17 protein-coding genes and 1 tRNA gene are annotated in these 14,312 nt (G+C 36.3%); 5 read left to right on the top strand and 13 right to left on the bottom strand.

Going from position 1 to position 14,312, the window contains the following annotated elements; translation table 11 throughout:
• Positions 1 to 64: 64 nt before the first annotated feature.
• On the bottom strand, positions 65 to 1,180 hold the full coding sequence (gene spoIIP, locus BT1A1_RS08585) for a stage II sporulation protein P (protein ID WP_034770072.1): 1,116 nt from the start codon (positions 1,178 to 1,180) through the stop codon (positions 65 to 67).
• Positions 1,181 to 1,414: 234 nt separating this feature from the next.
• Here spoIIP and BT1A1_RS08580 point away from each other — a divergent pair, with 234 nt between their 5' ends.
• Both BT1A1_RS08580 and yidC read left to right on the top strand, forming a co-directional pair.
• Positions 1,415 to 1,702: a hypothetical protein gene (locus BT1A1_RS08580; protein ID WP_034770069.1), complete on the top strand. Its 288-nt coding sequence runs from the start codon at positions 1,415 to 1,417 to the stop codon at positions 1,700 to 1,702.
• A 34-nt stretch (positions 1,703 to 1,736) separates the two neighbouring features.
• Complete coding sequence (gene yidC / locus BT1A1_RS08575) at positions 1,737 to 2,603, top strand: membrane protein insertase YidC (protein ID WP_034770066.1); 867 nt, start codon at positions 1,737 to 1,739, stop codon at positions 2,601 to 2,603.
• 192 nt (positions 2,604 to 2,795) lie between these two features.
• Here the strand turns inward: yidC and BT1A1_RS08570 are convergent, their stop codons facing one another.
• The 10 genes from BT1A1_RS08570 to BT1A1_RS08525 form a co-directional block, all read right to left on the bottom strand.
• The gene (locus BT1A1_RS08570; protein WP_034770064.1) at positions 2,796 to 3,257 is read right to left on the bottom strand and encodes a FixH family protein; all 462 of its coding nucleotides are present in this window, start codon (positions 3,255 to 3,257) and stop codon (positions 2,796 to 2,798) included.
• A 128-nt stretch (positions 3,258 to 3,385) separates the two neighbouring features.
• Positions 3,386 to 3,691 carry a hypothetical protein gene (locus tag BT1A1_RS08565; protein WP_034770062.1) on the bottom strand — a complete coding sequence of 102 codons (306 nt, stop codon included), beginning with the start codon at positions 3,689 to 3,691 and terminating at the stop codon, positions 3,386 to 3,388.
• Between the two features lie 11 nt (positions 3,692 to 3,702).
• Entirely contained in the window at positions 3,703 to 4,125 is a 423-nt protein-coding gene (locus BT1A1_RS08560) for an acyl-CoA thioesterase (RefSeq protein WP_034770060.1), read from the bottom strand.
• 2 nt (positions 4,126 to 4,127) lie between these two features.
• Entirely contained in the window at positions 4,128 to 6,431 is a 2,304-nt protein-coding gene (locus tag BT1A1_RS08555) for an AAA family ATPase (protein ID WP_034770059.1), read from the bottom strand.
• A 118-nt stretch (positions 6,432 to 6,549) separates the two neighbouring features.
• The gene (gene tlp, locus BT1A1_RS08550; protein WP_034770057.1) at positions 6,550 to 6,771 is read right to left on the bottom strand and encodes a small acid-soluble spore protein Tlp; all 222 of its coding nucleotides are present in this window, start codon (positions 6,769 to 6,771) and stop codon (positions 6,550 to 6,552) included.
• 100 nt (positions 6,772 to 6,871) lie between these two features.
• Positions 6,872 to 7,015: an acid-soluble spore protein N gene (locus BT1A1_RS08545; protein WP_034770056.1), complete on the bottom strand. Its 144-nt coding sequence runs from the start codon at positions 7,013 to 7,015 to the stop codon at positions 6,872 to 6,874.
• A gap of 227 nt (positions 7,016 to 7,242) precedes the next feature.
• The gene (locus BT1A1_RS08540) at positions 7,243 to 7,374 is read right to left on the bottom strand and encodes an FbpB family small basic protein (protein WP_043988134.1); all 132 of its coding nucleotides are present in this window, start codon (positions 7,372 to 7,374) and stop codon (positions 7,243 to 7,245) included.
• Between the two features lie 388 nt (positions 7,375 to 7,762).
• Positions 7,763 to 10,492: an aconitate hydratase AcnA gene (acnA, locus tag BT1A1_RS08535; RefSeq protein WP_034770051.1), complete on the bottom strand. Its 2,730-nt coding sequence runs from the start codon at positions 10,490 to 10,492 to the stop codon at positions 7,763 to 7,765.
• A 319-nt stretch (positions 10,493 to 10,811) separates the two neighbouring features.
• Positions 10,812 to 10,884: transfer RNA gene (locus tag BT1A1_RS08530), tRNA-Lys, on the bottom strand.
• Positions 10,885 to 10,988: 104 nt separating this feature from the next.
• The gene (locus tag BT1A1_RS08525) at positions 10,989 to 11,240 is read right to left on the bottom strand and encodes a hypothetical protein (RefSeq protein ID WP_034770049.1); all 252 of its coding nucleotides are present in this window, start codon (positions 11,238 to 11,240) and stop codon (positions 10,989 to 10,991) included.
• Positions 11,241 to 11,353: 113 nt separating this feature from the next.
• Here BT1A1_RS08525 and BT1A1_RS17890 point away from each other — a divergent pair, with 113 nt between their 5' ends.
• The 3 genes from BT1A1_RS17890 to BT1A1_RS08515 all read left to right on the top strand — a co-directional run bounded on the left by BT1A1_RS17890 (position 11,354) and on the right by BT1A1_RS08515 (position 13,497).
• Positions 11,354 to 11,500, top strand: a complete 147-nt coding sequence (locus BT1A1_RS17890) for a small acid-soluble spore protein P (protein ID WP_072012675.1) — start codon at positions 11,354 to 11,356, stop codon at positions 11,498 to 11,500.
• 138 nt (positions 11,501 to 11,638) lie between these two features.
• Positions 11,639 to 12,004 (top strand): Hsp20/alpha crystallin family protein, encoded by a 366-nt coding sequence (locus tag BT1A1_RS08520; RefSeq protein ID WP_034770047.1) that lies wholly within the window; start codon positions 11,639 to 11,641, stop codon positions 12,002 to 12,004.
• A gap of 119 nt (positions 12,005 to 12,123) precedes the next feature.
• Positions 12,124 to 13,497, top strand: a complete 1,374-nt coding sequence (locus tag BT1A1_RS08515) for a dipeptidase (protein WP_034770045.1) — start codon at positions 12,124 to 12,126, stop codon at positions 13,495 to 13,497.
• 86 nt (positions 13,498 to 13,583) lie between these two features.
• Here the strand turns inward: BT1A1_RS08515 and BT1A1_RS08510 are convergent, their stop codons facing one another.
• Together BT1A1_RS08510 and BT1A1_RS08505 are read right to left on the bottom strand one after the other, a co-directional pair.
• Positions 13,584 to 13,880, bottom strand: a complete 297-nt coding sequence (locus BT1A1_RS08510) for a hypothetical protein (protein ID WP_034770044.1) — start codon at positions 13,878 to 13,880, stop codon at positions 13,584 to 13,586.
• Positions 13,881 to 13,892: 12 nt separating this feature from the next.
• Positions 13,893 to 14,249, bottom strand: a complete 357-nt coding sequence (locus tag BT1A1_RS08505; RefSeq protein WP_034770043.1) for a hypothetical protein — start codon at positions 14,247 to 14,249, stop codon at positions 13,893 to 13,895.
• Positions 14,250 to 14,312 lie beyond the last annotated feature (63 nt).

Below are 14,312 nucleotides of genomic sequence, written 5' to 3'. Positions count from 1 at the left end.
CAACCCTAGAGAATTTCTGCCGTCCAGCTTCAGTCGCTATACGGACGCTACTTACGCTTTTTTATTAATTATTTACCTCTACTGCATCCGTTTTTTCCCAGTAGTAATCGGCAAAAACTTCCGCAAATACATCGATCGTATTAAACATTTCTTCCAATGTATTTTCCGGTCCGCCAACTTCGATTAAAATAGCATTTGGTGAAAGATCCTGATTATATACGCCGTTACCTTGGCTTTTATCTTTACTGAATACGTTTCGAGTTAAACCCGGGTATTTTTCTCTCAGCTTTTGATTTAATTCAAGGGCAATTTTTTCGTTTTGTTCAAAATTCGGATGAGCCTTCCCAACAATAAAATATAGTTTTGCGTATTTTTTTCCATTGATTTCAGTCGTTGTTGTTTCCCGTTTCGCACTGTCACGATGAACATCAATTAAATACGTAAAATCATTATTTTGAGCTAATGCTTGTTGGACAACTTCCCGAGATGCATCGTATGATTTCGGGTATTTCCAACCTTTTGCCGCCAATAATTCCGGGATATCCGTTTTATCAGTGACAGATCCAATGCCTTTTTCCATTAATTTTTTCCCTAATCGTTCCCCGACCATGGTAATATTCACTTCTTTATGCTGTGCGTCGGAAGCGTTACTAGCATCTTTCAAGTGGGGAAGAAATGATTCTCTACTATGAGAATGGTAAATAAATACGGTATTTTTTTCTGGCTTTTTGACAGGCGGTGTTGCTTCATCACCACCAAGATTATCCAAGCTTCCTTCAACAATTTCACGGTCCTTTAAAACTTCTTCAATCGGTGGAGATGATTCAATGGGTAAATTGGTAAAATCGGTACCTTCTCCTGCTACTAAAATATCGGATGTCATGGCAAATAATCCCGGCACCTCATCAAATATCAAACTTCGGACATCTTTTATATTAATATTTGTTGCAATTTTGATCGCATTGGTAAAAAGAGAATGATCTTCACTTGTTAACATTTTCGAATAATAATGGTTCTCTGAAGCTATCATTCTTAAAAAAAACTCTGAATCTGTTTTATCATCTTGAATTTCCTGTAAAAAAAAACTTGAAAAGAATAAATTTGATTGACTAGTAACAACAGTAGATATTACTGATATAAGAGAAAATAGAAAGAAGAGGAATTTTAATATTTGCTTCATTTTAAGACCACCTATTAAATTTCATTGTTTACTAATAGATATGAAATATGGCATTATTTTAGAAGAGGAATTTTTTTTACAAGATTACAGGTAATCTTGACTTCCTGGATGGACTTCATATAAAATGGTAATCGTTTCAATGGTTGAGGATGATTGTATCTAAACACTTTATAATTATCCTTTTATGAAAATAAAATGAATGATAATGGAAATGAAAAATAAGGGGTTTAACCTATGATAGAAATGTTGACAGAAACGTATCAAGATCTTTTTATTTATTCGTCTTATGTATTTGTCTTACTGTATTTATTAATTTTTATTTATAAACAATGGTCGCAAATTCACACTTCCCAATATCCATTAAAAAATATTGATACATTTCTAGTTATTGGGGATCCCAATCTAACTAATCAGGCTATTAATCGATTGGATATTTTTTTACTATGGTTGCCAAAAACCATTCGAAGGAAAGAAAGTAGTAGTGCAGATGAACCTGACGGATTATTCTTCCTTCAATACTAAAAACAGACTAGAGAAACTAAGAGGAGGAATAATATTGAAAAAAAGAAAATCGTTTTTTCTGTCCATTTCGTTACTGCTGACCGTTATTTTATTGTCTGGATGTGCAGCAGCTGAAACGGAAGGTGCCGCATTTCATGACTATCTCGTCAGACCATTTATTATTTCTATTAAGGCATTAGGAGAATTTTTTGGAAATAGTTATGGAATTGCTATCATTGTCATTACCATTATCTTAAGGACGGTTCTTCTCCCATTTGCTTTAAACACAGCGAAGAAACAAAAAGAAATGCGCGAGAAAATGGAAGTAATGAAACCGGAAATGGAAGCAATCCAAGCAAGGTTAAAAGCTGCAAAAACAAAGGAAGAACAAGTCAAAATTCAACAAGAAATGATGACGTTATATCAAAAACATAATTTCAATCCGTTGAATATGGGTTGTCTTCCAATTTTATTGCAAATTCCAGTTTGGACCGGGCTCTACTATGCCATCCGACTATCTCCAGAGATTTCAGATCATTCGTTTTTATGGTTCAATCTAGGAGAAGCCGATTGGGGGATGGCGATCTTAGCAGGTATTGCCTATTTTCTCCAATTTAAAGTTTCCATGGCAACAACGCCGATAAATATTACACCTGGACAAAACGAACAACAAGCACAACAACAACAGCAAATGATGAAGATGATGGGCATCATGTCTCCGGCGATGATTTTAATTGCCTCACTATCAACAGCATCAGCTTTGGCTGTTTACTGGACGGTCAGTGGTATCTTCTTAATTGGCCAAACGTATTTAACACGAAAATTATACCCGGTTACACCACAGCCAACCCAAGCAGTATCAGGGACAGATAGAAAGTCATATCAAGCCCCTAACAAAAAGAAGAAAAAGAAAAGAAAATAAAAGGATTTTTATTGATAAAGAAAACTCGGCGATTGCCGAGCCTTTAGGCGAGAGCAGAGCCGTAGTTGCACTTATGCGTTAGGAAAGTAGAAATTGAAAAATTTATACTTTCCTATTAGCAAAGTTAAAGACCAAGAATGTGAAAAGCATTCTTGGTCTTTACTATTTATATTTCGGTTTTACACAATATTTTTAATGATGATCATGATGATTGGTTTCTTCAGTAGTTGTTAATTCACTTGGATCAACATCACCGATGATGATTTGTTGTTTTGGCATCACATGCATCCGTCTTGCAGTTACATGAACTTGAATATAGTAAACACCGGATGAATCAAAGTTTGTTTCTAATTGATAATTTCCTTTCTCCTGTTTTGTGAAATCAAGCATTTGACTTTCATCTTTACTACCGTTTTTCCAAATTTCAAATACGACTTCATCAGCGTCATCAACCTCTTCATTGCCTTGGGTAACATGTGCTTTGATTAAAACCTTTTCCCCTACTTCAGCTTTTTCCGGGACTTGTAAATCAACTTCCACTAATTCGGGTATTTCTTCTTCATTTGTTGTTTTATTCGCTGAAGCATTACAAGCCGTTAAAAATAAAGAAAATAGAATAAGAATAATAGTTAAATAGTTTAATTTCACCTTCATCCCTTGCCCCTTTCGTTATCAACCCATTCCCAATCATTGTAATAAAAATGATCTGGTATTTTCAAATCTTTTCAGCAACCATTCATTTATTTAAACATTATGAAGCTCCTAGAGTTGCCATTAACAATCTAAAAATTATTAAAAAATCGGGAAGATTCCCATAACCCTTCTTGCTCCAAAATTTGTTTTTCAACATCTCCCAACAGATCAAAATGGGAGTATCCTTCTTTTCGATGATGAATCCATTCCTTTTTTAAACCGTATTGCTCTCCCCATCGGATCAATTTATTTATATCTTTGCATCCAACTTTTGTAACAGTTTTTGCCTTAGGAAATCGCTCATCATACCAATAATGCGTTAAAAATGCAATTTCCCCTTGATCAATCCTTCTTTTCCATTCATTTACATGCTGGCGGGTAATACCAAAAGCCATCCATATCCCCCCTATTGTCTTCTTTTCGCTTTTTCATAGGCGGCATGCCAATCAGGATGGGTTTTTCTGATGGATACCGGCCTGAAACTATCTTTTTTTACACAAACATGGGAAGAAGTTGCCGTTACAGCTAAATCCCCTGATTCTTTCCAAATTTCATAACCGTAGACTGTTTTTAATCCATTGTAATCTTCAATCCAAGTTTTTACTTGAACCGTTTCTCCGTATTTGCAAGGTTTTTTATAGGAAACTTGGATATCAAGGACTGGTGCAAGTATTCCATCTTTTTCAAGATCTGCATATTTAAAGCCCAACTCTTCAATTAAAGCTGTTCTGCCAATTTCCATCCAAACTAAATAATTTGCATGGTAAACAACGCCCATTTGGTCTGTTTCGGCATATCGTACTGGTATTTTTATTGTAGAAATATACATACTTACTCTCCCTTTAGTAAAATTTGAAAGGCAGCATTAATATCTTCTTTTGTGAGTCTATTAACACATGCTAAATCCAAAGTATGGTCTGTTTTCATTAACCGTAGAGATTGTTGTTGAATTGCCTCATGAATCAAATTTTCGGCAAAACGACCATTCCCTTTTGGTTTCTTTATCGATAATTCATGTTGCAATAATTGAACAGCATCTTTGTCCAGCTCGTAAGCATAACTTTTTGCAAAAAGCTTCATAATGGCAATTAATTCTTCTGCCGAGTAATCTTCAAAATGGAAAAACTTTTTAAAGCGTGATTTTAAACCGGGATTACTTTCCAATAATTGCTCCATCTCATTTGGATAACCGGCCAATATGATGACAAGATTTTCCCCGTGTTTTGTCATTTCATCAACAATCGTATCAACAACTTCTTTCCCGTAATCTTGATTATTTTCCCGAAATAAAGAATAAGCTTCATCGATAAAAAGGACACCGCCAAGTGCCTCTTGAATTTTCTTCTTTGTTTTTAAAGCAGATTGGCCAACATAGCCCGCTATTAAATCCGCCCTCCCTACTACAACAAGATGTCCGCGTTTCAACATGCCACATTCCTTCAATAATTCTGCATAAATTTTGGCAACCGTTGTTTTTCCTGTACCGGGATTTCCGGTAAAAACCGAGTGAAGCTGAATCGGTACAGAAGGATAATTATGTTCTCTTCTCAGTGTCTGCATTTTGACAAAAGAAATATATGTTTGCACCGCATCTTTTACTTCTTTTAATCCAACGAGTTTATTCAGTTTTTCAATTGGCGATAAAGAATCTTGCTCATTTTTGGCTGGTTTTTTGAAATCATTTTCATCAAGAACAGTGTAAAAAAATATTTCCGGTTGAGTTGATTGTTTTTGAAACCCTTTTTGAAAAATTGCCTGCATAATTAAATTATGTACTGCCCTGGCATTTCCAAACGTTTGATCTACTTGTTCTTGTTCAATTAAATAAGCTAAAGATTTTTTAGCCTTTGTTGTTAAAAGAAAATCATTGCTTCTGGCAATTTTTTGACCAATTTCCAGCAATTCTTCCAAGCTGTAATCGGGCAGTTCAATTATATTTGATTGCGGAAAACGACTCCGCAACCCCGTATTCGCATCTAAAAATTGGCGCATTTCTTCGGGATAACCTGCTAAAATAACTGAAAACTTTCCGCCATATTCCTTGCTTGTCATTAAGGAAACAAGCGTATCGATTGCGGTTTGACCGTAATCATTTCCGGATTGCCCGGTCCGTTTTAAGCTGTATGCTTCATCGATAAATAAAACACCACCCAGTGCTTTTTCAACAATCATTCGTACATTTTCTTCCGTTTGGCCAACGAATGAACCGACAAGTTGGGATCGGTTTGTTTCAATCACCTCTTCACTTGGCAAAACACCCAATTCATGGTAAATTTTTGCCAGTAAACGAGCAATCGTTGTCTTTCCGGTACCCGGATTTCCTAGTAAAATCATATTTAGGCTTGGTTCATCTTTCGTTTGCAATCCGAACTCTTTTCGTGACTTTTGAAATTTTAAGTAACGATAAAAGTTTTCAATTCTTCTTTTTACATCTGTTAACCCGATCATTTCGTTTAACTGTTGCAGTGCTGTTGTTTCTTGGTCCTCGGCTGGATCCACAAAATAATTTATCCACCTGTTTTTCAATTCAGTAATTGTTGTTACGGTTTCCTGGATTTGTTCAACTTGATTGACGTTATAAAAGGTCCGTCCGGATAATTCATCAAAGTCATTTAACCGTTTTTGGAGTTGAACAATTTCTTCAATAATTTTTTCAAGTACCTCGATAAGATCATCATACGTTTTTTTCATTTGTTCATTGTCTTTAAACAATAAAAGTTCATGCTGGAGCTGCTGTAATTCTTCATCGGCAAGCAATAAAAATGATTCACATACTTGTCTGTATTTTAATAATGTCGATTGCCGTTGGGAGCGATTATCAGATTCCCTTAGCGGCGGGAATACAAGTGAGTTAGTCAGTTGCCTTTTTTCCTGCAAACGATATGTACTTAAAGATGAAAGGGCCGGTTTATTTTTCGGATCGATTTTCAAAGCATGCTCCAGCCAACGTTTAATAAATTGTTGATTCATGCCTGTATTTAACAATTGATTTGTAAAGGACACAATCAGATCAGCTAAATATTTAGGTTGTTCAGATTTCAGTTGATCATAATTAGAAATGAGATAGTCAAGCATTTCTTGTTCACTATAGGTTTTCTTTATTTGCTCAGCTTTACTGCTATTCATTTTATTCATAATATAAATCACTTTCTAATGCTATTTTCACTTATTATACTTTTGAAAAGGTTTCCAATGCAAATTAAGACAATGAAAACAAAACGGGAGATCGTCAAGACCTCCCTATAGTACCTAATTACTCGTGTTGCGAATGGTATTCATCTTTAATTTCATCCCGCATAGCCGCAATGCTTTCTCGCCGACGTTCATTTTTGTTACGAATTTGTTGCTGTTGTTCCTCACTAGCTGTTTTCATAGATTGTTCAGCCTCATGAATATTTTCAATTGTATTTTGTACCATATTTTGCAGTTTTTCTACATTATCAGACCGATCATCCGGTTTCGGAGTATGATTCATTCAATTTAGCCCCTCCTTGATGTAATAAAGGTTCTATCTTATTTTTAACAGTTATCGGAAAACTATACGAATACAATAAAATTGAATAAGTAATTTGGCGTTATTCCCCTTTTGTTTGAATTACTTGAGCATGCTGACCGGATTGATCTTGCATTTTCTTCCCTTTGTTTCCTCCGTATTTCCTTGTCTGCATTCCGATATGGTCCGGTTGGTATGCTTTAGCGTTCCTTTTTGGATTACTCATCTTATCCCTCCTCTTTTATCCCGCCTTAACGGGCAATAAGCTCCCATCTCAAGATTTTCGAGTTTAGAAAGAAGTTAAATGTGGACGGGCTGCCCGCATGCGTCCGATTGGTTCAACTAACCATCCGTGTGGAGATACCCTACACTTTATTTATCTTGTATCTAATACAACCGGTTATGTAAAGAAAAAAATGTAAGCAATGTCGACGCTTACATTTTTTCCAAAATTTATTCTGCCTTTTTTATTTGTTTTTCTTCAATTTTTCTTTCAATTTTTTCCATAATTTCCTGATCCTTTAAAATTTGTGATTTATTTTGTTTAACAAGTTCGGAAAATGAGCGATTTCTACTTTTTCCCAATTTTCTCACACTCCTTTATATTCATAATATCACATATTATTGACAAAAGCTCGCTAAATTATGACAAAAATTTGACATTTTTTTGTTGATTTAGAAAAAATTAAAGAAAACTCGGCGATTGCCGAGCCTTTAGGCGAAAGCAAAGCCGTAGTCAGCGAAAATACATTTTCGCTTGCGAGGTAATGCTACCGAAGCTTCTCTAGTTCACCGAAAAAATATAAAATTTTTTCGGCTGCGATGTTGTCCATTGAAGCTTTCCTTATGCACTTATACTTAATTCTTAAAATTTCCAACTACGTCGAATTCACTTCTTTGCTGGAAATTTATACTTTCTTAACGTATAAAAAAACCTGCCCTTCTATAAAGGACAGGTTAAAGATAATATGAATTAGTTTTTCGTAACTGCTTTTTTCTGTAGTTTTTCACGTAATACCATTTGCAAAATACCGCCGTGGCGATAGTAATCAATTTCAACTTCCGAGTCGAAACGAACAAGTGCTTCAAATTCAATAACATCGCCATTTTCTTTTTTCGCAGTAACTTTTACAAAATCACGTGGTTTGACATGTTCATCAATATGAACATCAATGATTTCATTTCCAGTTAAACCAAGTGTATCCGCACTTTCACCTTGTTTAAATTGTAATGGTAAAACACCCATCAATACAAGGTTGGAGCGGTGAATCCGTTCAAAGCTTTGGGCAATAACAGTTTTAATTCCAAGTAAATTCGTACCTTTCGCCGCCCAGTCACGTGATGATCCCATACCGTAATCATTACCGGCAAGAACAACAAGTCCAACACCTTTTTCTTTATATTTCATGCAAGCATCATAAATTGACATAACTTCACCGGTCGGCCAGTAAGTTGTATAGCCGCCTTCTGTTCCCAGTGCAATTTGGTTACGGATCCTGATATTTGCAAAAGTTCCGCGCATCATTACTTCATGGTTACCGCGACGAGAACCATAAGAGTTGAAATCACGTGGTTCAACACCTTTTTCTCTTAAATATTTTCCGGCTGGTGTATTCATTCCGATTGATCCTGCCGGAGAAATATGGTCAGTTGTGACAGAATCGCCAAATTTACCAACTACTCTCATACCGGTTAATGGTTTTACTTCATCAGGTTCCGGTTTCAAGTTTTCAAAGAATGGCGGGTTTTGAATATATGTTGAATCCGAATCCCAATTGTATAACGGATCATCACTCGTTTCAATGGCATTCCACCGTTCATTATCATCGAAAACATGTTCATATTGTTTGCGGAATAATTCCGGTGTAACTGTACGTTTTACATAATCGTTTACCTCATCTGTTGTCGGCCAAATGTCTTTCAAGAAAACATCATTTCCGTCTTTATCTTTACCGATTGGATCGTTTAGAAGATCGATATCCACTGATCCGGCCAAAGCATAGGCAACAACAAGAGGCGGTGAAGCTAAATAGTTAGCCTTAACTAGTGGATGAATTCGTCCTTCAAAGTTACGGTTACCGGATAAAACGGATGTAACTAAAAGGTCTGCATCACTTACAGCTTTTTCAATTTCAGGTAAAAGCGGACCAGAGTTACCAATACATGTTGTACAACCATAACCGACAAGATTGAAACCGATTTGTTCTAAATAAGGTAATAAGCCGGAATCTCTTAAATAACCGGTAACAACTTTTGAACCTGGTGCCAAAGACGTTTTAACATATTTCGGTGGCTGTAAACCTTTTTCAACAGCTTTTTTCGCAACAAGTCCGGCGCCTAGCATAACATACGGGTTCGATGTATTTGTACAGCTCGTAATTGCTGCGATGGCAACAGCACCGGTTTTCATTTTTACATTGGACCCATCGGCGAAAGTAACTGTTGTTTCTTTATCTAATTCTTCAGGTTTTAAGCCGAAGCCTTGGTTACCGGCAGGTGCACTAATTGCTGTATGAAATGCTTCTTTCATTTTTGACAATGGAATTAAATCTTGCGGACGTTTTGGCCCGGAAAGATTTGCTTCAATTGTTGATAAATCAAGCTCAATAACATCGGTATAAACCGGTTCTTCATTTTCCGGTGTAAAGAATAGATCATTATTTTGTAAATAAGTTTTTACTAATTCAATATGTTCCTCACTGCGTCCGGTGAGCCGTAAGTATGACAAAGATTCTTCATCAACCGGGAAGAAACCGCAAGTAGCCCCGTATTCAGGTGCCATATTGGCAATGGTTGCCCGATCAGCAAGCGGCAATGTTGATACACCCGGTCCGAAGAACTCGACAAACTTCCCAACTACCCCTTTTTGCCGTAAAATTTGCGTTACTTTTAAAGCTAAATCTGTTGCTGTTGCGCCGTTTGGCAATTGATTTGTCAATTTAACACCAATGACTTCCGGGATAGGGAAATAAGACGGTTGTCCGAGCATCCCTGCTTCCGCTTCAATACCGCCGACACCCCAACCAAGTACACCAATACCGTTAATCATTGTCGTATGAGAATCAGTACCTACTAACGTATCAGGGAATGCGATATATTCTCCATCGCCTTCTTCCACAGCATGAACAACATTGGCCAAATATTCCAAATTCACTTGGTGAACAATACCTGTGGCCGGTGGTACAGCCCGGTAATTATCAAATGCTTTTTGTGCCCAGCTCAGGAACTGATAACGTTCTGCATTACGCTTAAATTCGAGTTCCATATTTAAACGCAATGCATCATTTGTTCCGTACTTATCAACTTGTACTGAATGGTCAATAACTAGATCAACCGGTATTTCCGGATTGATTTGATCTGGATCACCACCAAGATCTGCCATTGCCTTTCTGAGCGAAGCAAGATCAACTACAGCAGGAACTCCGGTAAAGTCTTGTAAGATTACTCGTGAAGGTTTGAACGGTACTTCGGCATCCTTCACTTCATCAGAACCCCATTTTGCCAAATGGTCAACGTGTTCCTTTGTAATGACACGTCCATCTACTTGTCGAAGGACTGATTCAAGTAATACCCGGATCGAATAAGGTAGACGGGAAATTTTTGCTACCCCTGCATCTTCAATTGATTTCAGACGATAATAATGATATCGTTTTCCGTTTAGTTGAAAGGATTTCTTTGCATCGTATAGTGCTTTGTTTGACAAAATAACTCCCCCCTTAAAGCAAATAGTAGAAAAGTTAGACATTCGAAGTCCAATATAACTTTCCTTTTAGTCTATATTAATATAATTTATAAGATAAGTAAATTATGACTATATTATTGTTATACATAATTTTTTCTTATCATTTTACTGAAATAACCATCAGTAAAAATGAAAACTATTATGTTACGATAATTACCTGCCAACCAGAAAAAATTGCAAAGTGGCTGGAGCCGGACAAAAACCTTCCTATAGTCAATTTACTATTATTTTTTATAAAGTAAAAAAAAGCAATCAAATAATTGATTGCTTTTTACCTTGATGGGGCATGCAGGGCTCGAACCTGCGACCCGCTGATTAAGAGTCAGCTGCTCTTCCAACTGAGCTAATACCCCGTTCTGTTGACAAAGAATATTCTACTGCTTTTAAGAAGACTTGTCAACAGTAAATGTGAAAAAAACTCAAAAAGGACTATCCCAATGGAATAGTCGCAAAAAGCTTATTCTAGATTTTGTTTCATTGTATCAATCTCTGCTTGGTAATTCTCCAGTTGTTTTCTTTGCGTTTCACTAGCTACTTCATGTGCGTTTTCAAGTTGTTGTTCCGTTTCATCAATTTCCTGCTTCAAACGTTGCAGATAATGCCCGTATTCCGATGAAGACGGATCAAGCTGTTGATAAATATCTCTAGCTTGTTCCATTCCTTGCTCCGCCGCTTGAAACGCCTGTTGTTTATTTTTATGGTAAGGCATAATATCACCCCTTTTTTATCGTGCTCATTAGGAAAAATTTTATTCGATTATCTTTCATTCTTTATGAACATGCTATACTCAAAGGTCCCCTAAAATTGTAAGGAGGGAAAACAATGAATAAAAATGATGGTTCAGACGTACGGAAAAATGCCAGAAAAGGTGATGGTAATGGAACACAGCCCGAACCGTTAAGTGGGTCAAAAAAGGTAAAAAACCAAAATCATTCAAGAAAAAATAATAATCCGGGGCATGGGATGTAATTTGTTGTAGTCTTCAATATCAAATATATAAAATTCAAATAATTTAACGAATTTTTTATGTCACTAAATAATAAGTGATACGTAAAATAAAGGTAATACGATATATTTTCATATAGCTCAAATTTGGGGGGACCTAAAATGAATGGGAAAGATGAAAACGCCCCATTTGATTCCAAATTAATTGAAAACTGGTTTGAACAGTTTTTTCTTGATCCACTTACAACTTACTTGGATGAAACAGTATTTCGTATTGACTTATTCGAAACTGAAAATGAATTTATTGTTGAGGCACTTTTACCGTCTTGTCAAAAGGAAAATATCCATGTTGCTGTTAACGGACAAGAACTTTCCATAAAAGTAAAGGATCACAAGAAAAATCATCCTCATTCCCACAATTATAAAATACGAACGGTTACGTTTCCCATGTCGATTGATGAACTCAAGATAGATACACGGTTTGAACATGATATACTTGAAATAAAATTATACAAAAAAGATAAATAATAAAAATATGAGGCATCACGGCAGGTTCGCCTTGATGTCATTTTTTTAGTGACTGGAAATTCTCACCAATTTGGAGTAAAATTGTCAAAAATAGCAAAAATCATATGGAGGAATTTTAAATGGCACAATCATTCCAACAATATTTAGAAACTCATCAAAGCGAAAACTTGGAGCAATTAAAAGAATTTTTAAAAATCCCCAGCATCAGTGCCTTATCTGAACATAAAGGAGATGTCCTTAAAGCAGCAGAATGGCTCCGTGATGAACTGACAAGAATTGGTCTCGAACATGTTCAAGTGCTGGAGACAAAAGGTAATCCTGTTGTATATGGAGATTGGCTTCATGCCGAAAATAAACCGACCGTGCTTATTTATGGTCATTATGATGTCCAACCGGTTGACCCGTTAAACTTATGGGAAACACCTCCATTTGACCCGGAAGTCCGTGACGGAAAAATATATGCCCGTGGTGCCAGCGATGATAAAGGACAAGTATTTATGCATATTAAAGCACTTGAGGCGCTATTTCAAACGGACGGAAAACTTCCTGTTAATGTAAAAATCATTTTCGAAGGTGAAGAAGAAATTGGCAGCCCGAACTTACCGATTTTCTTACAAAGCCATAAAGAAATGCTGCAAGCGGATGTGTTGGTCATTTCTGATACGGATATGCTTGATAAAGGTAAACCGTCGATTTGTTATGGTCTGCGGGGCTTAACCGGTTTGCAAATTGATGTCAAAGGGGCTAATAGTGATCTTCATTCCGGCAGTTTCGGCGGCGGAGTGCAAAATCCAGCCCATGCCCTTGTTGAAATTCTTGCTTCTTTTCATGACAGTGAAGGTCGAATTTTAGTAGAGGGATTTTACGATAAAGTTGAGGAAATTACTGAAGAAGAAAAGAAAGCAATTGCTCAAGTCCCTTCTGATGATGAAAAAATTCGTCAAGAACTTGGTGTACCGGAACTGTTTGGCGAACCCGGTTATAGCTTCTATGAACGAACTTCTTATCGTCCAACCTTGGAAATTAACGGCATGTATAGCGGCTTTCAAGGTGAGGGCATTAAAACGGTATTACCTAATACGGCAACTGCAAAAATTACTTGCCGACTCGTTCCAAATCAAGATCCTGCAGAAATTTTTCAATTATTAGTAAAACATATTGAAAATCATAAACCTAAAGGGGTTACCGTTCAAATCACTCCATTTGACCAAGGTTCACCTTTCTTAACACCATTTGATCACCCGGCTATCCAATCTGCCGGACGTGCTTGTGAAAAAGTTTACGGGACAAAAGTGGCTTACACAAGAAGTGGTGGCTCAATTCCGATTGTTGCCGATTTTAATGAAACATTAAATATTCCGGTTGTTTTGCTTGGATTTGCCTTGGCCAGTGAAAACTTTCATGCACCCAATGAACATTTTCATTTAGAAAACTTTTATAAAGGGATGGAGACACTGTGCCATTATTGGTATGATCTGGCGGAATCCTTATAAGAAACGTTTGACTTTTATTAATTCAGTTAGGTTTCGAGTATTAGGGAAGTTCCAAGTGCCTGGAGCAGCCCTAATACTCATTTTGCTTACTCCTTTTCTAGATAGCGGATATAATCATTTAATAAGTCGATTACATATTCTGCCTCTTCTTCCTTAAATGAGAAGAAATTTGTTTCTTGTACTTCATTCTCATCTTCCTCAAAAATCACACTTCGATAGAGCAAGCCGTCCCCATTCTCGGTATTGACACCTAATTTTAAAAGAATAGTAAAATGGTCACCACCGTTCCAGTTTTGTTCAATTTCTAAATGTTTATTATTTGAAATCCACTGAATATTTTCTTCAATAACATCAATCTCGCTATAAGGGAATTCGTCTTCCAATTCTTCATTTTCTTAACTGCTTTCCACTTGCTCGTTTTCGTCATCTTCCTCAACATGATCCAAAAAGTCAAAAAATGCATCATAGATAAAGTCAATGATCTCTTCCAACTCAGTAAAAAGAATTTTTGAATTTAATTCAAAATCCTCATTCCAATAGTAAGAATAAAGTTCTTGATTTACCGGATCGAAGTAAATGGTGCAAAATTCAAAAATCTTTGTATCTATCTCTGTATAAAAAGATAGTGACGGGTGTTTTTTCGTCGTATTCACGGTTAACCGAATTTCGTAGTCATCAAATTTTGCACTCACTTCAGGTAAGCTTATACTGATTGCTTGTTCAATTCGAGACAACCATTCTAAGTTACTCAAATAAAATCCCTTCTTGTTTTCTGTACCATTCCTATGAATCCCCATTTTCAACTTTTTTATGTA

The sequence above is a fragment of the Caldibacillus thermoamylovorans genome (genome assembly GCF_000751775.1).
GTDB lineage: Bacteria > Bacillota > Bacilli > Bacillales > Caldibacillaceae > Caldifermentibacillus > Caldifermentibacillus hisashii.
The sequence above is the reverse complement of the archived record's forward strand: the minus strand, read 5'-3'. Positions and strand labels throughout refer to the sequence as shown.